The organism is Crossiella sp. CA-258035, assembly GCF_030064675.1.
Lineage (GTDB): Bacteria > Actinomycetota > Actinomycetes > Mycobacteriales > Pseudonocardiaceae > Crossiella.
The window spans coordinates 95,001-115,999 of sequence record NZ_CP116413.1; the positions used below are offsets into that span (position 1 = coordinate 95,001).

The window sequence follows — 20,999 nt, forward strand, 5'->3', positions numbered from 1 at the left end:
CGTGTGGATGGGTAGGGGAGCGTCGTGCATCCAGGGAAGCAGCCGCGTGAGCGAGTTGTGGAGGGTGTGCGAGTGAGAATGCAGGCATGAGTAGCGATTGCAGAGTGAGAACCTCTGCCGCCGGATGACCAAGGGTTCCTGGGCCAGGTTAATCCGCCCAGGGTAAGTCGGGACCTAAGGCGAGGCCGACAGGCGTAGTCGATGGACAACGGGTTGATATTCCCGTACCCGTGTGGATGCGCCCATGGTGAGGCGGGGGATGTTAACCACCCGAGCGAGGCTGAGTCTTCGGATGAGGTTGAGTGAGCGTGGGAACCAATCCCGTAGTAGTCAAGCGATGGGGTGACGCAGGAAGGTAGCTCCGCCAGTGAGTGGTAGTACTGGTGTAAGCGTGTAGGCCGGGTGATAGGCAAATCCGTCACCCATATAGGTTGAGACGTGATGCGTAGCCGATTGAGGCGAAGTAGAGTGATCCTATGCTGCCGAGAAAAGCCTCTAGTGAGTGTTCATGCGGCCCGTACCCCAAACCGACACAGGTGGTCAGGTAGAGAATACCGAGGCGTTCGGGTGAACTGTGGTTAAGGAACTCGGCAAAATGCCCCCGTAACTTCGGGAGAAGGGGGGCCCGCTGACTTGAAACCCCTTGCGGGTTAGGGTTGGTTGGCCGCAGAGACCAGGGAGAAGCGACTGTTTACTAAAAACACAGGTCCGTGCGAAGTCGCAAGACGATGTATACGGACTGACGCCTGCCCGGTGCTGGAACGTTAAGGGGACCGGTTAGTCACTTTGGTGGCGAAGCTGAGAACTTAAGCGCCAGTAAACGGCGGTGGTAACTATAACCATCCTAAGGTAGCGAAATTCCTTGTCGGGTAAGTTCCGACCTGCACGAATGGCGTAACGACTTCTCCGCTGTCTCAACCACAGGCCCGGTGAAATTGCATTACGAGTAAAGATGCTCGTTACGCGCGGCAGGACGGAAAGACCCCGGGACCTTTACTATAGCTTGGTATTGGTGTTTGGTTCGGCTTGTGTAGGATAGGTGGGAGACTGTGAAGCTGCAACGCTAGTTGTGGTGGAGTCGTCGTTGAAATACCACTCTGGTCGTACTGGATGTCTAACCTCGGACCGTGATCCGGTTCAGGGACAGTGCCTGGTGGGTAGTTTAACTGGGGCGGTTGCCTCCCAAAGGGTAACGGAGGCGCCCAAAGGTTCCCTCAGCCTGGTTGGCAATCAGGTGTTGAGTGTAAGTGCACAAGGGAGCTTGACTGTGAGACTGACGGGTCGAGCAGGGACGAAAGTCGGGACTAGTGATCCGGCACTGGCTTGTGGAAGCGGTGTCGCTCAACGGATAAAAGGTACCCCGGGGATAACAGGCTGATCTTGCCCAAGAGTCCATATCGACGGCATGGTTTGGCACCTCGATGTCGGCTCGTCGCATCCTGGGGCTGGAGTAGGTCCCAAGGGTTGGGCTGTTCGCCCATTAAAGCGGCACGCGAGCTGGGTTTAGAACGTCGTGAGACAGTTCGGTCCCTATCCGCCGCGCGCGTTGGAGACTTGAGGAAGGCTGTCCCTAGTACGAGAGGACCGGGACGGACGAACCTCTGGTGTGCCAGTTGTTCTGCCAAGAGCATGGCTGGTTGGCTACGTTCGGAAGGGATAACCGCTGAAGGCATCTAAGCGGGAAGCCTGTTTCGAGATGAGGTCTCCCACCACCTTGAGTGGTTAAGGCCCCCTAGAGACGATGGGGTTGATAGGCCCGAGATGGAAGCACGGTAACGTGTGGAGTTGACGGGTACTAATAGGCCGAGGGCTTGATTCACAAAGTTGCTACGCGTCCACTGTGTGGTTCTGAGAGAACCAGCTAGCGTCCACTGACGAAGTGTTTGGTTTTTTCATAGTGTTTCGGTGGTTATGGCGGAGGGGAAACGCCCGGTCCCATTCCGAACCCGGAAGCTAAGTCCTCCAGCGCCGATGGTACTGCATGCGTGAGTGTGTGGGAGAGTAGGACGCCGCCGAACTAAATTTGCGTGTAGCCCCAGGAGTTTTGCTCCTGGGGCTACACGCTTTTTTGCGTTCGAAGTGCCCGCGGGCGAGGCTTGTTGGCTGGTGTGCGTTGGGGCAGCTGTTGTCGCTGGGTGGCGCTGGAGGTTCGGTTGGTTCGGTGTGGTCGATTTGGTTTGGGGGCCCCTGGGGCGGCCTTTTGGGCAGGAAGGGGCAGGCCTGGCGGCCTGCCCAATCGCCTTCCAGCGTACGGCCGCCCTGCCCCAAACAAAATCGACCACACCGCCCGCGGAAGGTGAGTCGGCGCCAGGTGGTGCTGACCCGCGCAAACCAGAGCTGCCGCAGGCGACGGTGTTCAAGACATCGCCGATCCGAAGCCGGTGCAAGCGGGTAGGGACCTACGGGGTGAGTCGCGCTCATCAGCCGCCGTCTTACCTGCTGCCGCGCTTACCGCCGTCGCCGCAAGAGCGGTGATGGCTCACTCATACTTCGCCGGCCCGCCTCATCCGCTGCCTCACTTCGCCCGTCCACTCACCCCGCATACCCGCTGCGCTCCTCGGCCGCGCACTCCTACGCCGTTCTCCCACCATTCACTCTTGGCCCGACCCGCGACCCGCGACCCCGGTCTTCGGCTCCGGCTCCGGCCTTCGTCCGCGCTCCCCGGCTCCGGCCCTCGCCCCGGCCCTCGCCCCGGCCTTCCACCTCAGTCTTCGGCCCCCAGGCTCCAGGCCATCCTCCGCCCCGCCCCGACCTGGCCCGCCCCGCCCCGACCTGGCCTGGCCTGGCCTGGCCCCCAACCGTCGCATGCCGTATCCGTTCTCGCGCCTGGTCTCGCGCCTCGGTCCTTGTCCTCATGCTTCGACGTTGCGGTCCTCGAGCCATGCCCTCGCCCATCCGGCCCTGCGGGGCCGTTCCCATCTGGGGTACCAGCCCATGTGCCCGCCTCACACCGCGATGTCCTGCTCATCCGTCGCCTCCCCCTCTCCGTTCCCTCCGCTCCTTTCCCTCCTCCGCCTCCCTTCCCCGCCCCGCCTCCGCCGCCCGCCCCTTTCTCGCCTTCCCTCCTGGCCGTTGGCGCGTTTCGTGTGCGAAGTTCTCTCCGCCGTTGTGCCTGGGCCGGATTCCGTTGTGCCGCAGCCTTCTCCCTGGCCCGGCCACTCCGCCTTCCACACCGTCCCGCTCGCCCACTCCCCTTCCACCGCTTTCGCTCGTTCTCCCTCCCGGTCGTTCCCGGTTGGCTGTGCATGTGGCAGCGCGCCGCGGTCCCGGTCGGGGTGCGGCGCGCTGGTGGGTCAGGCCGGGATGGTGGGCCTTCTTCTTGGGGGTGTGCCGGAGTCGCGGCGGGCCATGCGGCGGAGGACGAACGGTGCCAGGAGTAGGCCCAGGGCGGCCCAGGTGCTGAGGGCGAGGGTGGTTTCCAGGGGGCGCCAGGATTCCGCTAGTTCTGCTGTGGCCAGGGAATCGGGGAGTAGGGCGGAGCGGAGGGCCAGGCCCAGCCAGTACAGGGGGAAGAGTTGAGCTAGGGCTTGGAGCCAGTCGGGGAGGGCGGTGATGGGGTAGAAGATTCCGGAGATGGCCAGGAGCAGCATCATCGGGAGGGTTACCAGGCTCAGGGACTGGGGGTTGGTGATCAGGGAGCCGGTGATGACGCCGAGGGGGAGGACCGCCAGGAGGGCCAGGGTCAGGTAGGCGATCAGGGTTGGCCAGGTGGTCGGGTGGTTGAGGGTCAGGCCGGGGAAGAGGAAGGGGGCGGGGAGCAAGGGGAGCAGGGCGCCCAGGGTGGTCATGCCGGCTCGGCTGAGGATGCGGCCCGTCAGGTAGCCGAGCATTCCGTGCGGGGTGGCCTTGGCGCGGAGCAGGGTGTTGTCGGCTCGGTCGGTGGTCAGGGTCATGGCCAGGCCGGTGAAGCCGGTGAGCATCACGTTCATGGCCAGGATGCCGGGCAGGGACTGGGTGCCGAGGGAGAACGTAGTGCCGGGGACGGTGGTGTCGCGCAGGATGAACATCACCAGCAGGGCGATCACCGGGAAGAACAGCACGCCCCAGACTTCCTGGGCGCTGGTGGCCTGGTGGCGGAACTCGATGCGGGCGCGTTCCAGGCCGGTGCGCAGGGCGCTGAGGGTCGGGGTCATGCGGGCACCTCCTGCGGGGCCGGGTTGGTCAGCTGGCCGGACTCGTGGTCGCGGACCAGGGACAGGTAGACCTCTTCCAGGGAGACCCGGCGGACTTCCAGGTCGGTGATGTCCTCGTTGCCGGGCTGGGTGAGCAGGTCGCGGACGAAGCTGGTGGCGTCGGGAACCGAGTGGGACTCCCTGGTGCCCGCGCGGGTGAAGCGGACCTCGGGCCGGCCTGCCATGCGGTGGGCCAGCTGCTGCGCGGTGCCGTTGGCGACCACCTTGCCCCCGGCCAGGATCAGGATTCGGGTGGCCAGCTTCTCGGCCTCGGCCAGGTCGTGGGTGGTGAGCAGGATGGTGGTGTCGCCGCGGGCGGCCAGGCTGCCGATCAGCTCGTGGAAGTCCTGGCGGGCCTGGGGGTCGAAGCCGACCGTCGGCTCGTCCAGGAACAGCAGCTCCGGGTTGCCGACCAGGCCGATCGCCACGTCCAGGCGGCGGCGCTGGCCGCCGGAGAGGGTGTCCGCCCTGGCGTTGGCGTGGTTGGTCAGGCCGACCAGGGTGAGCAGCTCGTCGGTGTCGAAGGGGCGGTGGCGGGCCGGGGTGCTGAACGGGGTGTAGTAGCGGCCGAGGTGGCGGAGCAGTTCGCGGACCTGCCAGCGGCCGTGGTCGCGCCAGGACTGCAGCACGATGCCGAGGCGGGCGCGCCAGGACTCGTCGCCGGTGATCGGGTCCACGCCCAGCACCCGGACTTCGCCGCTGGAACGCTTTCGGAAACCCTCCAGGACTTCGATCGTGGTCGTCTTTCCCGCGCCGTTGGGGCCGAGCAGGGCCAGCACCTCGCCGCGGTGGGCGTGCAGGGTGACGCCGTGCAGCACTTCGGTCGGGCCGTAGCTCATGCGCAGGTCACGGGCTTGGATCACCGGTTCGGCCGATGCCGGGGTTCTTGGTGCGGTCCGGAAATGCATACCTTCAAGTGTTTCATTGAAGTGCTTGTTTTGACTTTTTCCGGAATTGTGCGGGTGGGCTTGCAGAATGGGTCCTCAACCCTCAAGTCCGGAGTTCAGGGTGGGTGTGGTGGGCGGTCGGTTGCGGTCGGTTGACCTGGCGCGGGTGGCTGGGGTGTCAACGCAGCAGATCCGCAACTACGAGGACGCCGGGGTGTTGCCGAGGGCGGAGCGCTCGCCTGCGGGCTACCGGTGGTTCACCGAGCGGCATCGCCGGGCGCTGGGCACCTTCTACGAGGTGCGGAAGGGGTTCGGTGCCCCGGTCGCGCAGGCGATCATGCGGGCCGTGCACGACGATGACCTGCCCGAGGCGTTGAACCTGGTCAGCGCCAGTCATGCGGCACTGCACGAACAGCGGCTGAACCTGAAGTCGGTGGGGGAGGCGCTGGAGCTCATCGCGCGGCAGGACCGGGCCGCGCCCGCGCTGCCCAGGACCGAGCTGCGGATCGGCGAGGTGGCGGCGCACCTGGGGGTGCGGCCCTCGGCGTTGCGGGTGTGGGAGTCGGCGGGGCTGCTCACGCCACAGCGGGTGCCGGGCAGCAAGTACCGGACGTACCGGCCCGCCGATGTCCGGGACGCGCGGATGATCAGCATGCTGCGGCAGGCGCGGTACCCGCTGCCGCACATCCGGCCGATCCTGGACGGGTTGCGGGAGCGCGGCAGCAGTGACGCGTTGCGGGCCGCGGTCGCCGAACGGTTGGCCGCGTTGACCCGGCGCGCCACCGCGATGCTGGCCGGGGCCAGCCACTTGCACCGGTACGTGACGGGCCAGGGCGCGGGGCCGGTCACCGGCGACTGATCTCCAGCAGCACCTCGGCGAACTTCGCCGGCTGGGACAGGAACGGGTGGTGGTCGCTGTCGAGCTCGACCGCCTCGGTCGCGAGTTCCGCTTGTGCGCGTTGGACTTCCGGCAGGGTGCCGCGGTCCCGTGCGCAGACGAAGTAGGTCGAGGGCTTGGGCTGCCAGGCGGCGTGGCTGGGTGGCTGGGGGCGGGGCGAGCTGGGACTGGCGGGTCAGGCGTACGCGTGCTCGTCGCAGTCCTGGGCGAAGCGGTGGCGGCGGTCCGCGCGGCGCAGGCTGACCGTGCCGTCGGGGTGGAACTCCACGTGCGGCGCGGGTTCCGGGCCGCCGAAGCTGGCCAGCGGCGGGGTCATCCGGCTCCACCACCACGCGCCGTCGCGGACCAGGGCGCCGTGCACGAAGACCACCCGCATGCCGGTCAGGCTGGCACGTCAGCGGGCCGTGCCGCGCCGGATTTCGCTGGTGGCGCAAGACTTGAGGGCATGAGCGGACGACTGGCGCGCATCCACGACCGGGCGAAGACCGCCGAGGTGACCTACGCCGAAGTCGGCGTGACGAGGACGGCGGCCTGCCCGCCCGGGTTCCGGCGGGTCAGCCGGAGCCTGGTGCTGGCGCGGGGGGAGGCGGAGTTCGCACGGGCGAAGCGGGCGTTGCGGGAGTGGGCGACGCACCGCGGGTTCGGGCGCGGGATCTACCCGGAGCGGGCGGGGCAGGAGGTCGGGGACACCGTGGTCGCGGTGCTCGGGTTCGGGCCGGTCTCGGTGACCGGGCCGTGCCGGGTGGTGTGGCGGGTGGACGAGCAGCGGCGCAGCGGGTTCGGCTACGGGACGCTGCCGGGCCACCCCGTCACCGGCGAGGAGAGCTTCGTGCTGGTCATGGACCCGGACGGGCTGGTCGAGTTCACCATCACCGCGGTCTCCCGGCCCGGCGGCGCGCTGGCGCGGGTGGCCGGGCCGATCGGCCGGCTGGCCCAGCGGGTGGCCATGGCGGCCTACCTGCGGGCACTGCGCTAGCCGTTCACACCCTTGACACCGCCCACGTGGTCTAGTCCAATTCCAGGACACCTGGTGGGCCCGTTCAGGTCTTTTCGCCGCCCGGACCGGCTCCGGTCTGCCAGCCGACGCTCCACGCCGGAACTGGTGGGAGGAAACGATGTCACGCAAGATCTTGTTAGCTCGGGTGGCGGCAGTGCTCACGGTGGTGCTCGGCATCGCCCTGGCCGGGTTCGTGCCCGCGCACGCGGCCTCGGTCACCGCCTCATTCGCCAAACAGCAGTCCTGGGACAGCGGCTACACCGGCCAAATCACGGTCAAGAACGACACCGGCGCCCAGGTCAGCGGCTGGAAGGTGGAGTTCGACCTGCCGGCAGGCACCTCGGTCGGCGCCTACTGGGATGCCCTGCAGACCAACGCCGGCGGGCACTACGTCTTCACCAACCGCGAGTACAACGGCACTCTGGCCCCCGGCGCGAGCGCGGCCTTCGGCTTCAACGTCAGCGGCACCGCGGCCCCGGCCAACTGCAAGATCAACGGCAGCCCCTGCGACGGCGGGTCCACCACCCCGACCACCACCCCGACCACGAGCAAGACGACCACTTCGTCCTCGAGCACCTCGACCTCGACCACCACGCCGACCACCACCAGCGGCCCGCCGCCCGCCGGGAACAAGCTGCTGGTCGGCTACCTGCACTCGAGCTTCGCCAACGGCTCCGGCTACATCCGGATGGCCGACGTGCCGGACGAGTGGGACATCATCCAGCTCGCCTTCGCCGAGCCGACCTCGGTGACCTCCGGCGACCTGCGCTTCCGGCTCTGCCCGGTGGCCGAGTGCCCGAACGTGGAGTCCGAGGCCGAGTTCATCGCCGCGATCAAGGCCAAGCAGGCCAAGGGCAAGAAGGTGCTGATCTCCATCGGCGGCCAGAACGGCCAGGTCCAGCTGACCACCACCGCGGCGCGGGACGCCTTCGTCAGCTCGGTCAGCGCGATCATCGACCGGTACGGCCTCAACGGCCTGGACATCGACTTCGAGGGCCACTCGCTCTACCTGAACTCCGGCGACACCGACTTCAAGGCGCCGAAGACCTCGGTGGTGGTCAACCTGATCTCCGCGCTGAAGACGCTGAAGGCCAGGTATGGCAGCGGTTTCCAGCTGACCATGGCGCCGGAGACCTTCTTCGTGCAGCTCGGCTACCAGTTCTACGGCGGCAGTGGCGGCGCGGACAACCGGGCGGGCTCCTACCTGCCGGTGATCTACGCGATGCGCGACGACCTGACCCTGCTGCACGTCCAGCAGTACAACTCCGGGCCGATCATGGGCCTGGACAACCAGTGGAAGCAGATGCCCAGCGTGGACTTCCACGTGGCCATGGGCGACATGGTGCTCGGCGGCTTCCCGGTCAAGGGCGATCCGAACAACTACTTCCCCGCCCTGCGCCAGGACCAGGTCGCGCTCGGCCTGCCGGCCAGCCCCAACGCGGGCAACGGGCACACCTCGGTGGCCGCGGTGCACAAGGTGCTGGACTGCCTGATGAAGGGCAGCAACTGCGAGTCCTACAAGCCCAGGGCGAAGTACGCCGGCCTGCGCGGCCTGATGACCTGGTCGATCAACTGGGACCGGTTCAACAACGCCGAGTTCAGCAAGAACCACCGGGCCTACCTGGACCGCTAACCCGCGTCGAAGGCGGCCAGCAGGCGCTTGGGCGCGGTCGTCCGCCAGGCTTCGGTGAGCAGTTCGCGGAGCTCATCGGGCTCGACGGTGGCCAGCTGGATGACCACCATGCTCCAGTTCCGGTAGTGCGGCGGCACGCTGAAGGTGTCCGGATCCCCGGCCACCAAGGCGTGCCGCTCGTCCTCGGCCACCTTGACCGCCACCTCCACCCCATCGGGCGACATCGAGGCGAAGATCTTGTCCTTCACCCGGAAACAGGCGCGTCCCCAGGCCGGGCGCTCGTGCGCCTCGGGCAGCGCCAGGGCCAGGGTGTGCAGCTCCTCCGGTGTGACCATGCGCCGAACCTAACCCGCGGCACCGACAGTGTCCGGAGTCACCGCCCTGCACGCCATCCGGCGGTGGCCGAGGATGGGCCTGATCTGGTTGGAATGAGTATCGCCCCGTCACCGCGCACAGCCGACTGGAGTGATGACGCATGGCGACGTTCGTGCTGGTCCCGGACACCGGATCCAAGCCGGACGACTGGTCCGAGCTGGTGGCCGACCTGGAGGGCAGGGGCGATGTCTGCCTGCTGGTCGACCTGGCCGCCGACCGCGACCAGCCCCAGCTCTGCGCGGACCGAATCGCCTGGGCCGCCCAGCGCTCCCGCACCACACCAATCCTGGTCATCCACGGCGACGCCGCCGCCCACCTGCCTGCCACCCTGACCAGATTCCGCTTCGCCCACGTGGTGCACCTGACCGAGGACCCGGATCCAGACCTGGCCGCACACCTGGCCCGCCAAGCCCGAAAAGCACACGCGACAAGGCACGCGGCAACACACGCGGAGCCTGTGGGGGTTCGGGGGCCCGCCCCCGAGTGGGGCCTGGGGGCTCCGCCCCCAGTGTGATGGCGAAGCAAAAACGCGAGTGCTCCACGAGCACTCGCGTTCGATTGCTGAGCGGATGACGAGACTCGAACTCGCGACCCTCACCTTGGCAAGGTGATGCGCTACCAACTGCGCTACATCCGCACGCTCTCCGGACCGTGGTCCCGATCGCTGGGAAGAACATTACATGGACGGCCAAGCGGGTTTCGCAGGGGGGTCGGTCTGGTGAACAGGCTGGTCACTGGCTGCGCTGGGACTCACCCGGGTGGACCACAACGATCATGACCCGGCAGAATCTCCAGGGTGACAGCCAGGGGTCGGGTGCGACCGAACGGTAGCTTCCAGACATTGATTTTCACCCTCGAGGCCCATCGCAGAACCGGTACCGTGGACCCACGCTCAGTGAGCGGTCGTGGCGTCCGTGTGACCGACGCCCGCGGCTGAGGAGGAACGGATGACGCGGTTGGTACGGGGTGCGGACGGTCGGAAGTGGACCGTGCGCACCAACGTCGAGTGGTCCAGCCCGGCGGGCATGGACGAGTTCGAGCACGACGTGAGCGGTGGCCACGGCGCCGCGGTGCTGATGGCCACGCTGATGGTGGTGCTCACCGCGGTATTGATCATCTGGACCCCGGCCGCGGTGATCATTCCGCCCTGGCTGATCCTGGCCCTCGCGCTGGTCTTCCTGTTCTTCCCGTTGCGCTGGGTGGTGCGCAGGCCGTGGACGGTGGTCGCGGAGACCCCCGGCGAGCTGGACGACGCCGGGCCGGAGCGCTGGGTCGGCAACGTGCGCGGCTACCTGAGCATGCGCCAGGAGGCGATCAAGGTGGCCAGGGACATCGAGGTCTACTCCTCGCCCGCCTTCGACGGCCCGCTGCAGCCGGTGGACTGACGTAGTCTGGCCGCGTGCCCGAACTGCCCGAGGTGGAGGCGCTGGCCCACCACCTGCGTGAGCACGCCGTCGGACGCACGGTGACCAGGGTCGACCTGGCCTCGATGACCGTGCTGAAGACGGTCGCGCCGCAGCCGACCGACCTCTACGGCCGGGCGGTGACCGGCGCGTCCCGCTTCGGCAAGTTCCTCTCCCTGGACTGCGGTGACCTGCACCTGGTCACCCACCTGTCCCGGGCGGGCTGGCTGCGCTGGTCCGACGAGCTCAGCGCCATCCCGCCCAAGCCGGGCAAGGGGCCGCTCGCGCTGCGGGTGCACCTGGGCCCGCCGGGCAAGTCCCCGGGCTTCGACCTCACCGAGGCGGGCACGCAGAAGCGGCTCGCCGTCTACGTGGTGGCCGATCCCGCGCAGGTGCCCGGCATCGCCAGGCTCGGGCCGGACGCGCTCGCGCTGAGCCGTCCCGAACTGGCTGAACTGCTGGCCGGGCGGGGCGAGCGGATCAAGACCACGCTGACCGACCAGACCGTGCTCGCCGGGATCGGCAACGCCTACTCCGACGAGGTGCTGCACGCGGCCAGGCTCTCCCCGTACGCCACCACCGGGCGGCTCGACGAGGAGGCGGTGGACCGGCTGTTCACCGCGATGCGGGAGATCCTCACCGACGCCGTCCAGCGCTCGGTCGGCCAGGCCGCGGCCCGGCTCAAGGGCGAGAAGCGGGCCGGGCTGCGGGTGCACGCGCGCACCGGACTGCCCTGCCCGGTGTGCGGGGACACCGTGCGCGAGGTGTCCTTCGCGGACAAGTCCATGCAGTACTGCCCGACCTGCCAGACCGGCGGCAAGCCGCTGGCCGACCGGCGGATGTCCCGGCTGCTGAAGTAGCTCAGCCGGAGACGATCAGGACCTCCAGGGTGCGCGGGCCGTGCACGCCCTCCACCCGGTCCAGCTCGATGTCGCTGGTCGCGGACGGGCCGCTGATGAAGGTCAGCGGGCGCACCGGGTCCAGCCTGGCCAGCGCCTCCGGCACGGTGGCCGCGATCTGGTCCGCCCGCACCACGCACAGGTGGTAGTCCGGCAGCAGGGTCAGCGCCCGCCTGCCCTGGGCCACGCCGGCGTCCAGCACGATGGTGCCGGTCTCCGCGATGGCCACCGCGCAGCCGGTGAGCACGCCGTCGCAGCCGTCCAGGGTCTCGATGGACAGCGGCGGCTGGTCCACCAGCCAGGTCAGGTCCTCGTTGAGCCAGTCCGCGGGCACATCGGCGGGCACCGCGATCCGCCGCGCGCCGCGGGCGTCCAGCAGCGCGTCGATCCACACGCCCAGCCGGTCCGCGGTCACCCGGTGCACCACGGCCCGGTAGTCCGCGACCCGCTCGGCCAGCACCTCCACCACGTCGCCGAGGTCCCTGGCGCGGTCGTAGTCGCGCGGCACCGGCGCCGGGCCGGGCCTGCCGCTGAGCGCGGTGCGGATGCGGGTCAGCATCACCGCGCGGGCCTCACTGCTCACCGCGGTTCCTCCTCCACCAGCTGCGGAACGACTCGGCAGGCGGCACCGGCACGTCGCGGACCTCGGTCCACTTCGAGCCCGGCCAGGGCAGCCGGGTGATCCGGCCGTCGCGGCCGAGGAACCGGGCCAGCGTGCCGGCCCGCTGCGCCCGCTCGAAGCGCTTGGCGTCGGCCATCACCCAGGCCAGCGCGCGCATGGCCAGCGCCTCGGGGGCCAGCTTGCCCTTGTCCTCGACCACTCTGGCCCGCAGGTGGGTGAGCACCTCGGGGATGTTGATCGACACCGGGCAGACCTCGTAGCAGGCCCCGCACAGCGAGGAGGCGAACGGCAGCGAGGCGGCCTGCTTGTCCGCCGGGTTGTTGACCAGCTGCGGGGTCAGGATCGCGCCGATCGGGCCGGGGTAGACCGAGCCGTAGGCCTCGCCGCCGGTGCGCTCGTACACCGGGCACACGTTCAGGCAGGCCGAGCAGCGGATGCAGCGCAGCGTCTGGCGGCCCACCTCGTCGGCCAGGGTCGCGGTGCGGCCGTTGTCCAGCAGGATCAGGTGGAACGCCCGCGGCCCGTCGCCGGGGGTCACGCCGGTCCACACCGAGGTGTAGGGGTTCATCCGCTCGGCGGTGGAGGAGCGCGGCAGCAGTTGGAGGAAGACCTCCAGGTCCGGCCAGCTGGGCACCACCTTCTCGATGCCCATCACGGTGATCAGCGTCTCCGGCAGGGTCAGGCACATCCGGCCGTTGCCCTCGGACTCCACCACCACGATCGACCCGGTCTCGGCCACGCCGAAGTTGGCGCCGGAGATCGCCACCTTGGCGGAGAGGAACTTCCGCCGCAGGTGCCGCCGGGCCGCCTCGGCCAGCGCGCGCGGCTCGCTGGTCAGGTCGGCTGGCACGTCCGGCATCGCGCGCTGGAAGATCTCCTTGATCTCCGCGCGGTTGCGGTGGATCGCGGGCACCAGGATGTGCGAGGGCCGGTCCTGGCCGAGCTGCACGATGAGCTCGGCCAGGTCGGTCTCGATCGCGGTGACCCCGCCCTCGGCCAGCGCCTCGTTCAGGCCGATCTCCGCGGTGGCCATGGACTTCACCTTGACCACCTCGGTCTCGCCGGTGGCGCGGATCAGCCGCAATGCGATCGCGTTGGCCTCGGCGGCGTCCCTGGCCCAGTGCACGGTGCCGCCGCGGGCGGTGACCGCCGCCTCCAGCTGGACCAGGTAGGTGTCCAGGTTGGCCAGCACCTCGTCCTTGATCGCGGCCCCGGCGGCGCGCAGCTGCTCCCAGTCCGGCAGCTCGGCCACCGCGGCGGCCCGCTTGCCGCGGATGGTGCTGGTGGCGTTGCGCAGGTTGCGGCGCAGCTGGGTGTTGCCGAGCGCCGCCTTGGCCGCCTTGGGGAAGGCCGGGGTGCCCAGCCAGGTCACCGGGTTGCGGACGACCATGGTTCCTCCTCCGTGCTCGCCAGGATCTCCGCCAGGTGCACCGGGCGCACCCCGCTGCGCAGCCGGGACAGCCCGCCGCCGATGTGCATCAGGCAGGAGTTGTCGCCGGCGCACAGCACCTCGGCCGAGGTGCCGATGACGTGGTGCATCTTGTCCGCCAGCATCGCGGTGGAGGTCTCGGCGTTCTTCACCGCGAAGGTGCCGCCGAACCCGCAGCAGGAGCTGGCCTCCGGCAGCTCGACCAGCTCCAGCCCGCGCACCGCGCGCAGCAGCCGCAGCGGTTTCTCGCCGACGCCGAGCATCCGCAGCGAGTGGCAGGTCGGGTGGTAGGTGACCCGGTGCGGGAAGTACGCGCCGACCTCGGTCACGCCCAGCACGTCGACCAGGAACTCGGAGAGCTCGTAGGTGCGCGCGGAGACCGGGGACTCGGTGAGGCCGGGATGGATGTCGCGGACCATGCCGGTGCAGGAGCCGGAGGGGGCGACCACCGCGTCGTAGTCGCCGAAGACCTCGGCGTAGCCGACCGCCATCGGCCGCGCCTGCTTGGCGTAGCCGGTGTTGAAGTGCATCTGGCCGCAGCAGGTCTGCGCCAGCGGGAACTCCACCCGGCAGCCCAGTCTCTCCAGCAGCCGCACGGTCGCCTTGGCGGTCTCCGGGAAGAACGTGTCGGTCAGGCAGGTCGCGAACAACCCGACCCGCATGGCCTCTCCACCTGCTGTGCGCACAGCGGACACCCTGCCTCGGAAAACCTCCGATGTCTACGGTTCATCCTTTTGGTGCCATCTCCGGGTGACGGGGTGGTTGCAGATTCAGCCTGTGGGTCCCAGCATGGACGCCGTGGGTGAACTGCTCACTGAGCGATCGGCCATGGCGGTCCTGGCGGGTATCGCCGTTCTCGCCGCCTTTGTCCTGCTGTGCCGGGCACGGCGGGTCAGCACCTCGATGGAGGACGCCACGCTGACCGCCCTGCACCGGGTGACCGATGCTGCCCCAACACTGCGCGAGGGCCTGTCGGTGCGGTCGGCTGATGAGCTGACCCCGCACCTGAAGGAGATGCTCGGCTGCGTGGCGGTCGCGCTCACCGACGGGGACGGCGAGGTGCTGTCCTGGGCCGGTGAGGCGAACTACCACTACGAGGACCTCCGCCCCACCGTGGAGAAGGCGATCATCCATCGCACCACCGAGACCACCAGTCACGGGATGATGGACTGCGACGTCAACAAGTGCGCGCTGCGGCACGCGATCGTGGCCCCGCTGGAGGTCGACGGGATCATGGTCGGCTCGCTGCTGGTGGCCTCCGCGGTCGGCGGGCGCAGGCTGTCGCGGGCGGCCGAGGTGGGCTCGCGCTACATCACCACGCACCTGGAGCTGGCCGAGCTGGAGGAGTCCCGCTCCCGGCTGGCCATCGCCGAGGTCCGCGCCCTGCGCGCGCAGATCTCCCCGCACTTCCTGTACAACGCGCTGACCACGATCTCCTCGCTGGTCCGCACCGACCAGGAACAGGCGCGGGACCTGCTGCTCGACTTCGCCGACTTCACCCGCTACTCCTTCCGCACGGCCGGGGAGTTCACCACCCTCGGCGAGGAGCTGCACAACGTCGAGCGCTACCTGACCCTGGAGCGGGCCCGCTACGGCGACGCGCTCAACGCGCAGGTGCGCATCGCGCCGGAGGTGCTCTCCGTGGCGGTGCCGTTCCTGACCCTGCAACCGCTGGTGGAGAACGCGGTCCGGCACGGCCTGGCGAACAAGCCGGGCGGCGGCACGGTCACCGTGGTGGCCGCGGACAACGGGGCCGAGGCCACCATCAGCGTGGAGGACGACGGGGTCGGCATGGACCCCGAGCGGCTGTCCCAGGACCTGAACTCGCACTTCACCGGCGCGCACGTGGGCATCAACAACATCGACCACCGGCTGCGCTCCTTCTTCGGCAACGACTACGGCCTGGTGGTGGAGACCAACCTGGGCGCGGGCACGAAGATCAGCATGCGGGTCCCGAAGTTCACCGCAGGGGTGCACGCGCCGCCGCCGACCTGGCCGGATGCGGTGGGGCGCAAGCAGGAGGAAGCGCACCAGCCCACCGGCTGAGCGGGCAGCGGCGCGGAATTTCCGTACCCTCGCAGGCATGAACGTCGCCGAGCGGTTGGCCAAGAAACTGCCCATGATCGGCGAGCGCGTCGACCGCTCGCCCGTCGTCGCCGTGGTCCGGCTGCACGGCGTGATCAGCCCGACGCCGTCCCCACTGGCCAGGAACACGATCAACATCAACACCATGGAGTCCGCGCTCAGCCGCGCCTTCGGCCACGACCGGCTGGTCGCGGTCGCGCTGGCGATCAACTCACCCGGCGGCGCGCCCACCCAGTCCGCGCTGGTGGCCGACCGGATCCGGGAGCTGGCCGCGACCAAGAAGGTGCCCGTGCTCGCCTTCTGCGAGGACGTGGCGGCCTCCGGCGGCTACTGGCTGGCCTGCGCGGGCGATGAGATCTACGCGCACAGCACCTCGCTGGTCGGCTCGATCGGCGTGGTCAGCTCCAGCTTCGGCCTCAACGGGCTGCTGGAGCGCATCGGTGTGGAGCGCCGGGTGCACGCCGCCGGTGAGAACAAGGTCCGGCTGGACCCGTTCCGCCCGGAGAAGGCCGAGGACGTGGCCTGGCTCAAGGGTTTGCAGTCCCGGCTGCACGAGCGCTTCGGCGAGTGGGTCACCCAGCGGCGCGGGGCGAAGCTGACCGGCGGGCCGGAGGAGTTGTTCACCGGCGAGATCTGGCTCGGCGACCAGGCCGCCAAACTCGGCCTGGTGGACGGCATCGGCACCCTGCGCGGGGTGGTCAAGAAGCGCTGGCCGGATGCGGAGATCGTGGTCTCCGAACCGCGCCGCCCGCTGCTGGCCAGGCTGGGCCTCGGCGGCGCGGCCATCGAGGCGCTGGAACACCGGGCGATGTGGTCGCGCTTCGGACTGTGAGCCGCGTTGTGCAGTCCTGCCGATTCACCGCACACAATGCCGCACAACATCATTCCCGCTGATTTTCCGTAGCCTGCGAAAAGCAGGACAACTGGGGAGAGCGGGGACGATGAATACTGCGCTGAAGAGGAAACTGTCCAGGTCACGGGTCCACCTGACCGATAGGGAGTTCTATTTCCCGACCGTCTACGCGGGCGCGGCCGGCGAGACGGTGATGCGGAACGGGGCAATGGCCGCGCCGGCCCGCTGCCACAACTTCACCTCGTCGAACTACCTCGGCCTCGGCCAGCGGCCCGAGGTCGTGGCGGCGGTGACCGAGGCGGTGGGCCGGTACGGGCTGGGGGCCAACAGCTCGCCCGCGCTGGCCGGGCACTTCGACGTGCACGAGGAGCTGAGCCAGGAGCTGGCCCAGCTGCACGGCACCGAGGCCGCGATGCTCTACAACAGCGGGTTCGCCGCCAACCTCGGCGCGCTGGCCGCGCTGGCCGGCAAGGGCGACCTGATCGTGCTGGACGCGGCCGCGCACGGCAGCCTGGTCTTCGGCGCCAAGTCCTCCGGCGCCGAGCTGCGCTACTACCCGCACCGAGACCACGCGGCGCTGGCCGCGCTGCTGGCCGAGCACGCCAAACCGGGCCGGACCACGCTGGTGGGCATCGTCGGGGTCTACAGCATGGCCGGTGAGGTGGAGGACGTCGCCGCGGTGGCCAGGGTCGCCCGCGAGCACGGGGCGGTCACCCTGCTCGACGACGCGCACGGCCTCGGCGTGATCGGCGCGCACGGCACCGGCAGCATGGAGCACCACGGCCTGCCGCACGACGCGGTGGACATCCACATGGGCACGCTGAGCAAGTCGCTGGCCGCCGCCGGCGGCTACCTGGCCGGCTCGCACGAGCTGATCGACTACCTGCGCTTCCACGCGATGTCGCACCTGCTGACCGCGAGCATCCCGCCCGCGGTGGCGGCCGGCTGCCTGGCCGCGCTGCGCATCCTGCGCGCCGAGGGGCACGTGCTGAGCCCCCGGCTGCGGGACCGGGCGCGGTTCTTCCGCGAGCGGCTGCGGGAGCACGGGCTGGACGCGCGCGGCGCGACCGCGGTGGTGCCGGTGCACCTGCGCACCGAGAGCCTGGTGATCCCGGTCAACGAGCTGGTGCTCTCCCGCGGAGTTTTCCTGAGTCCGGTGATGTTCCCGGGGGTGCCGATCGGCCAAGGCAGGTTGCGGTTCACCATTTCCGCGGTGCACGAGGAAGAAACTCTGGCGCGGGTGGCAAAAATCCTCACCGAGTCCGTGCGGGAGGTCGAGGCGACCGCGCGGCAGGCCGGCTGAGGCCAATGCGGACCGCCCGGACCGCTGCCCTCGCGGTCCGGGCGGCAGCGGTCCGGCCTGCGGCGTTGAAGTCGGAGTTTGATCACTGTGGGTGATAGTGTCGGCACGAGCAGATGACCTGAGTGGGTCGATCTTTCCCACGAGGCGTCACCACGCATTGACTCGGTCGTTCAAGCCAAGTAATAGCTGAGCGATCAACAGCGTCACCCCGTTGGCGGGTGGCTCGCTCGTGGACAGTCGGCACCACGTATCGGCAGGATTGACCTCATCGTGAGTACGAACGGCAGCCCCCCCGGGCTCATCGTCATGGCGGTCGACGATGAGCCCAAGAACCTGGACGAGTTGTGTTACCTGCTGCGGCAGAACCCCAGGGTGCGGCGCGTCCTGGAGGCTTCGGACGCGCTGGAAGCGCTGCGGATCATCCGCGGCCAGGATCCGGAGCTCCAGCAGCGGATCGCCGCCGGGCTGCCCGCGGTGGATGCGGTCTTCGCCGACATCCAGATGCCCGGCCTGTCCGGGGTGGAGATGGCCACCGTGATCACCGGGCTGCGGGACGCGCCCGCGCTGGTCTTCGTCACCGGCCACGGTGACCACGCGCTGGCCGCCTACAACCTCGGCGCGCTGGACTACATCAGCAAACCGCCCAACCCGGAACGGCTGGAGCGGGTGCTGCGGCTGATCGAGCGCACCTCGATGGCCACCGTGGCCGCGCCCGCGGAGGAGCCTGCCGACGAGGAGGTCATCCCGGTCGAGCTGGCGGGCACCACCAAGCTGATCCCGCGCGCCGCGGTCCGCTACGTGGAGGCCCAGGGCGACTACGCCCGCCTGCACACCGCGGAGGGCAGCCACCTGGTGCGGATTCCGTTGGCACAGCTGGAAGAACGCTGGGGTGACGCCGGGTTCGTCCGCATCCACCGCTCCTACCTGGTGGCGATGGGGCTGATCACCGAGCTGAAGATGGCCACCTCCGGCTACACCGTGCGGGTGGGCAGCGGGGAGGACGCGGTGGAGCTGCCGGTCAGCCGCAGGCACACCAGGGAGCTCAAGGACCGGCTGGTGCGCTCGCCGAAGAACAACTGGGGCCACCGGTGAGCCAGCCCGGCCCGCCGGAGGACTCGGCCGCCGAACAGGAGGCCGAGCGCAGGCGGCGCCGGGTCAAGGTGGTGCTGGCCGAGCGCCGGGGCGCGCGCAAGGTGGTGCGCACCATGGTGCACATCGAGCAGCAGACCCAGATCGGCGAGCAGGTGGTGCGGGTGCTCATCCGCAAGCAGCTGGTCGTCGCGGTCACCCTCGCGGTGATCACCGCGGTGGTGCTGGGTAGCCTGCCGTTGCTGTTCGCACTGTTCCCCAAGGTGGCCGGGGCCACCCTGTTCGGGGTCCGGCTGCCCTGGCTGCTGCTCGGCGCGGCCGCCTATCCGCTGCTGATCGGCGTGGGCGCGCTGTACAACCGCGTGGTCGAGCGCAACGAGAAGGACTTCATCGACATGGTCGAGAACTAGGGGCCCCGGGAGTTGGGGCTCAACGAGTGGTCGCTCGTCGGCGTGGTGCTGGCCGTGCTGGCCACCCTCGCCCTGGGCTTCGTCGCCTCCTGGCGCTCCAAGACCACCTCGGACTTCCTGGTCGCCTCCCGTGGGGTCAAGGCGAGCAACAACGCGGCCGCGATCTCCGGTGAGTACCTCTCCGCGGCTTCTTTCCTCGGCGTGGCCAGCCTGGTGTTCCGGGACGGTCCGGACGCGCTCTGGTACCCGGTGGGCTTCACCGCTGGTTATCTCTCCCTGCTGCTGTTCGTAGCCGCCCCGCTGCGCCGTTCGGGCGCCTACACCGTGCCCGACTTCGCCGAGGCCCGGCTGGGCTCGACGCACCTGCGCAGGCTGTCCACCTGGGTGGTGATGCTGATCGGCTGGCTCTACCTGGTGCCGCAGTTCCAGGGCGCCGGGCTGACCTTCTCCACGGTGACCCACCTGCCCGCCTGGATCGGCGTGGCCGGGGTGGCCGTGGTGGTGGTGGTCAACGTGGTCGGCGGCGGCATGCGCGCGATCACCATGGTGCAGGCATTCCAGTACTACCTGAAGCTGGTCGCCATCGCGCTGCCGGCATTCCTGCTGGTCATCGTGTTCGTCAACGACCAGCGGCCGCAGCGGGCGCTGAACGAGCCGCTGCCGCCGGCCTTCCCCAGCGACACCACGGTCACGGTGGAGACGCCGGTGCGGATCCAGGTCGGCGAGACGATCAAGCTGAACGCCTTCGGCCAGGTCGACGGCCAGCCGGCCAACGGCGAGGCGCTGTGGGCGGCCGGCACCAGCTACGACATCGGCGCGAAGACCAGGCTGGAGTTCCGGGCCGGCACCGCGGTGCCGGTGGTCAAGGGCTCGCCGGTGCGCAACGAGGACTGGCTGCGGCCGCAGCAGGCCGACGGCAACGGGATGAGCCTGTTCAAGATCTACTCGCTGATCTTCGCGACCTTCCTGGGCACCATGGGCCTGCCGCACATCCTGGTCCGCTTCTACACCAACCCCGACGGCAGGGCCGCGCGCCGGACCACGCTGTACGTGCTGATCCTGCTCGGGCTGTTCTACCTGTTCCCGACCATCCTGGGCGCGCTGTCCCGGCTGTACGTGCCGCAGCTGCTGGTCACCGGCAAGACCGACGCGGCGATCCTGTTGCTGCCCACCGCGATGCTGGACAACTGGCTGGGCAAGGTGCTGGCCGCGCTGGTCGCGGCAGGCGCCTTCGCCGCGTTCCTGTCCACCGCCTCCGGGCTGGTGGTCAGCGTGGCCGGGGTGCTGTTCACCGACGTGATGACCGGGCGGTTCAAGGACTTCCGGCTGGCCGCGCTGCTGGCCGGGGCGCTGCCGCTGGGCATGGCGCTGATGGCCGCCTCGCTGGACGTCTCGCAGGCGGTGAGCCTGGCGCTGGCCACCGCCGCGTCCACGTTCTGCCCGTTGCTGGTGCTCGGCATCTGGTGGCGCGGGCTGACCTCGGTCGGCGCGGCCGCCGGCATGATCGCCGGGGGCGGGCTGACCCTGCTGACCACGATCCTGAACTTCGTCAGCGCGAGCACCGGCGGCTGGGCCGCGGTGCCGCTGCTGCAACAGCCTGCCGCGGTGACCGTGCCGGTGGCGTTCGTGACCATGGTGGTGGTCAGCAAGCTGTCCAGGCGGCGGATACCGCCGGACGTCTCGCAGATCATGCTGCGGCTGCACGCGCCCGACCGGCTCGGCTTCACCAAGGACCGGGAAGTCCAGAAGTACGGCACGCCGGAGGAGAAGGCCCGCGAGTCCTCCGGTCGGCACCGAGGTTGACGCCACTCCACGGACGAGTGACAGGGTGTCACTCGTTCGGATGACATCCTTCTGTTGAGCCACTTAACGTGCAATCACTACCGCTTATCGCCTAACCCGACTGTTGGTCGCAGTCCCTCGTTCGAGCCTTGGTCGAGTGAC

The 20,999-nt window shown here is 69.2% G+C and carries 19 protein-coding genes, 1 tRNA gene, 2 rRNA genes and 1 pseudogene (1 of these 23 only partly in view); 14 read left to right on the forward strand and 9 right to left on the reverse strand.

Annotated features, from left to right (window positions below):
- Nucleotides 1–1,819: ribosomal RNA gene (locus tag N8J89_RS00420) — 23S ribosomal RNA — on the forward strand; it begins 1,291 nt to the left of the window's first position.
- 82 nt (nt 1,820–1,901) lie between these two features.
- Nucleotides 1,902–2,018, forward strand: a 5S ribosomal RNA gene (rrf, locus tag N8J89_RS00425).
- A 1,275-nt stretch (nt 2,019–3,293) separates the two neighbouring features.
- On the opposite strand, the gene N8J89_RS00430 is transcribed toward rrf, so the two are convergent.
- Together N8J89_RS00430 and N8J89_RS00435 are read right to left on the reverse strand one after the other, a co-directional pair.
- Complete coding sequence (locus N8J89_RS00430) at nt 3,294–4,133, reverse strand: ABC transporter permease (protein WP_283662408.1); 840 nt, start codon at nt 4,131–4,133, stop codon at nt 3,294–3,296.
- Nucleotides 4,130–5,080, reverse strand: coding sequence for an ABC transporter ATP-binding protein (locus N8J89_RS00435; RefSeq protein ID WP_283662409.1), 951 nt, complete (start codon nt 5,078–5,080; stop codon nt 4,130–4,132). The genes N8J89_RS00430 and N8J89_RS00435 overlap by 4 nt, the downstream gene beginning before the upstream one ends.
- A gap of 67 nt (nt 5,081–5,147) precedes the next feature.
- Between N8J89_RS00435 and N8J89_RS00440 the strand changes: the two genes are divergently transcribed.
- Nucleotides 5,148–5,918 (forward strand): MerR family transcriptional regulator, encoded by a 771-nt coding sequence (locus N8J89_RS00440; RefSeq protein WP_283662410.1) that lies wholly within the window; start codon nt 5,148–5,150, stop codon nt 5,916–5,918.
- Here N8J89_RS00440 and N8J89_RS41700 read toward each other — a convergent pair.
- Nucleotides 5,905–6,108: pseudogene (locus N8J89_RS41700) on the reverse strand (alpha/beta fold hydrolase); the annotation flags it as partial. The gene N8J89_RS00440 and the pseudogene N8J89_RS41700 sit on opposite strands and share 14 nt — an antisense overlap.
- 24 nt (nt 6,109–6,132) lie before the next feature.
- Nucleotides 6,133–6,333, reverse strand: coding sequence for a hypothetical protein (locus N8J89_RS00445; RefSeq protein WP_283662411.1), 201 nt, complete (start codon nt 6,331–6,333; stop codon nt 6,133–6,135).
- 69 nt (nt 6,334–6,402) lie between these two features.
- Between N8J89_RS00445 and N8J89_RS00450 the strand changes: the two genes are divergently transcribed.
- Nucleotides 6,403–6,933: a DUF1990 domain-containing protein gene (locus tag N8J89_RS00450; RefSeq protein ID WP_283662412.1), complete on the forward strand. Its 531-nt coding sequence runs from the start codon at nt 6,403–6,405 to the stop codon at nt 6,931–6,933.
- A gap of 139 nt (nt 6,934–7,072) precedes the next feature.
- Nucleotides 7,073–8,587: a chitinase gene (locus tag N8J89_RS00455; RefSeq protein WP_283662413.1), complete on the forward strand. Its 1,515-nt coding sequence runs from the start codon at nt 7,073–7,075 to the stop codon at nt 8,585–8,587.
- On the opposite strand, the gene N8J89_RS00460 is transcribed toward N8J89_RS00455, so the two are convergent.
- Complete coding sequence (locus tag N8J89_RS00460) at nt 8,584–8,922, reverse strand: MmcQ/YjbR family DNA-binding protein (protein ID WP_283662414.1); 339 nt, start codon at nt 8,920–8,922, stop codon at nt 8,584–8,586. The two genes, N8J89_RS00455 and N8J89_RS00460, sit on opposite strands and share 4 nt — an antisense overlap.
- Nucleotides 8,923–9,062: 140 nt before the next feature.
- On the opposite strand from N8J89_RS00460, the gene N8J89_RS00465 reads away from it, so the two are divergent.
- The gene (locus tag N8J89_RS00465; protein WP_283662415.1) at nt 9,063–9,476 is read left to right on the forward strand and encodes a hypothetical protein; all 414 of its coding nucleotides are present in this window, start codon (nt 9,063–9,065) and stop codon (nt 9,474–9,476) included.
- A gap of 50 nt (nt 9,477–9,526) precedes the next feature.
- On the opposite strand, the gene N8J89_RS00470 is transcribed toward N8J89_RS00465, so the two are convergent.
- Nucleotides 9,527–9,599, reverse strand: a tRNA-Gly gene (locus N8J89_RS00470).
- Nucleotides 9,600–9,909: 310 nt separating this feature from the next.
- Here N8J89_RS00470 and N8J89_RS00475 point away from each other — a divergent pair.
- Together N8J89_RS00475 and N8J89_RS00480 are read left to right on the forward strand one after the other, a co-directional pair.
- Nucleotides 9,910–10,347, forward strand: a complete 438-nt coding sequence (locus N8J89_RS00475; RefSeq protein WP_252485670.1) for a DUF983 domain-containing protein — start codon at nt 9,910–9,912, stop codon at nt 10,345–10,347.
- A gap of 14 nt (nt 10,348–10,361) precedes the next feature.
- The gene (locus N8J89_RS00480) at nt 10,362–11,225 is read left to right on the forward strand and encodes an Fpg/Nei family DNA glycosylase (RefSeq protein WP_283662416.1); all 864 of its coding nucleotides are present in this window, start codon (nt 10,362–10,364) and stop codon (nt 11,223–11,225) included.
- Between the two features lies 1 nt (nt 11,226).
- Here the strand turns inward: N8J89_RS00480 and N8J89_RS00485 are convergent, their stop codons facing one another.
- The 3 genes from N8J89_RS00485 to N8J89_RS00495 are packed head-to-tail and all read right to left on the reverse strand — an operon-like array spanning nt 11,227 to nt 13,977.
- A complete protein-coding gene (locus N8J89_RS00485; protein ID WP_283666040.1) occupies nt 11,227–11,823 on the reverse strand; it encodes a LutC/YkgG family protein in 597 nt (198 codons plus the stop codon).
- Nucleotides 11,824–11,836: 13 nt separating this feature from the next.
- Entirely contained in the window at nt 11,837–13,276 is a 1,440-nt protein-coding gene (locus N8J89_RS00490) for a LutB/LldF family L-lactate oxidation iron-sulfur protein (protein WP_283662417.1), read from the reverse strand.
- Nucleotides 13,255–13,977 carry a (Fe-S)-binding protein gene (locus tag N8J89_RS00495; RefSeq protein WP_252485691.1) on the reverse strand — a complete coding sequence of 241 codons (723 nt, stop codon included), beginning with the start codon at nt 13,975–13,977 and terminating at the stop codon, nt 13,255–13,257. The genes N8J89_RS00490 and N8J89_RS00495 overlap by 22 nt, the downstream gene beginning before the upstream one ends.
- 127 nt (nt 13,978–14,104) lie before the next feature.
- On the opposite strand from N8J89_RS00495, the gene N8J89_RS00500 reads away from it, so the two are divergent.
- From N8J89_RS00500 to N8J89_RS00525, 6 genes are all read left to right on the forward strand, one after another.
- Nucleotides 14,105–15,361 carry a sensor histidine kinase gene (locus N8J89_RS00500; protein ID WP_252485667.1) on the forward strand — a complete coding sequence of 419 codons (1,257 nt, stop codon included), beginning with the start codon at nt 14,105–14,107 and terminating at the stop codon, nt 15,359–15,361.
- Between the two features lie 37 nt (nt 15,362–15,398).
- Complete coding sequence (locus tag N8J89_RS00505; protein WP_283662418.1) at nt 15,399–16,232, forward strand: S49 family peptidase; 834 nt, start codon at nt 15,399–15,401, stop codon at nt 16,230–16,232.
- 214 nt (nt 16,233–16,446) lie between these two features.
- Entirely contained in the window at nt 16,447–17,556 is a 1,110-nt protein-coding gene (locus N8J89_RS00510; protein ID WP_283662419.1) for an aminotransferase class I/II-fold pyridoxal phosphate-dependent enzyme, read from the forward strand.
- A gap of 306 nt (nt 17,557–17,862) precedes the next feature.
- Nucleotides 17,863–18,648, forward strand: a complete 786-nt coding sequence (locus tag N8J89_RS00515) for a LytR/AlgR family response regulator transcription factor (protein WP_283662420.1) — start codon at nt 17,863–17,865, stop codon at nt 18,646–18,648.
- Nucleotides 18,645–19,055 carry a DUF485 domain-containing protein gene (locus N8J89_RS00520; RefSeq protein WP_283662421.1) on the forward strand — a complete coding sequence of 137 codons (411 nt, stop codon included), beginning with the start codon at nt 18,645–18,647 and terminating at the stop codon, nt 19,053–19,055. The genes N8J89_RS00515 and N8J89_RS00520 overlap by 4 nt, the downstream gene beginning before the upstream one ends.
- Before the next feature lie 12 nt (nt 19,056–19,067).
- Nucleotides 19,068–20,858: a sodium/solute symporter gene (locus tag N8J89_RS00525; protein ID WP_283662422.1), complete on the forward strand. Its 1,791-nt coding sequence runs from the start codon at nt 19,068–19,070 to the stop codon at nt 20,856–20,858.
- The last annotated feature ends 141 nt before the right edge of the window (nt 20,859–20,999 follow it).

Bases quoted from the DNA above. Each gene is read 5' to 3' on its own strand.
- N8J89_RS00430 (WP_283662408.1), bottom strand. From the start codon at position 4,133: ATGACCCCGACCCTCAGCGCCCTGCGCACCGGCCTGGAACGCGCCCGC.
- N8J89_RS00435 (WP_283662409.1), bottom strand. From the start codon at position 5,080: ATGCATTTCCGGACCGCACCAAGAACCCCGGCATCGGCCGAACCGGTG.
- N8J89_RS00440 (WP_283662410.1), top strand. From the start codon at position 5,148: ATGGGTCCTCAACCCTCAAGTCCGGAGTTCAGGGTGGGTGTGGTGGGC.
- N8J89_RS00445 (WP_283662411.1), bottom strand. From the start codon at position 6,333: ATGCGGGTGGTCTTCGTGCACGGCGCCCTGGTCCGCGACGGCGCGTGG.
- N8J89_RS00450 (WP_283662412.1), top strand. From the start codon at position 6,403: ATGAGCGGACGACTGGCGCGCATCCACGACCGGGCGAAGACCGCCGAG.
- N8J89_RS00455 (WP_283662413.1), top strand. From the start codon at position 7,073: ATGTCACGCAAGATCTTGTTAGCTCGGGTGGCGGCAGTGCTCACGGTG.
- N8J89_RS00460 (WP_283662414.1), bottom strand. From the start codon at position 8,922: ATGGTCACACCGGAGGAGCTGCACACCCTGGCCCTGGCGCTGCCCGAG.
- N8J89_RS00465 (WP_283662415.1), top strand. From the start codon at position 9,063: ATGGCGACGTTCGTGCTGGTCCCGGACACCGGATCCAAGCCGGACGAC.
- N8J89_RS00475 (WP_252485670.1), top strand. From the start codon at position 9,910: ATGACGCGGTTGGTACGGGGTGCGGACGGTCGGAAGTGGACCGTGCGC.
- N8J89_RS00485 (WP_283666040.1), bottom strand. From the start codon at position 11,823: ATGCTGACCCGCATCCGCACCGCGCTCAGCGGCAGGCCCGGCCCGGCG.
- N8J89_RS00490 (WP_283662417.1), bottom strand. From the start codon at position 13,276: ATGGTCGTCCGCAACCCGGTGACCTGGCTGGGCACCCCGGCCTTCCCC.
- N8J89_RS00495 (WP_252485691.1), bottom strand. From the start codon at position 13,977: ATGCGGGTCGGGTTGTTCGCGACCTGCCTGACCGACACGTTCTTCCCG.
- N8J89_RS00500 (WP_252485667.1), top strand. From the start codon at position 14,105: ATGGACGCCGTGGGTGAACTGCTCACTGAGCGATCGGCCATGGCGGTC.
- N8J89_RS00505 (WP_283662418.1), top strand. From the start codon at position 15,399: ATGAACGTCGCCGAGCGGTTGGCCAAGAAACTGCCCATGATCGGCGAG.
- N8J89_RS00510 (WP_283662419.1), top strand. From the start codon at position 16,447: ATGCGGAACGGGGCAATGGCCGCGCCGGCCCGCTGCCACAACTTCACC.
- N8J89_RS00515 (WP_283662420.1), top strand. From the start codon at position 17,863: ATGGCGGTCGACGATGAGCCCAAGAACCTGGACGAGTTGTGTTACCTG.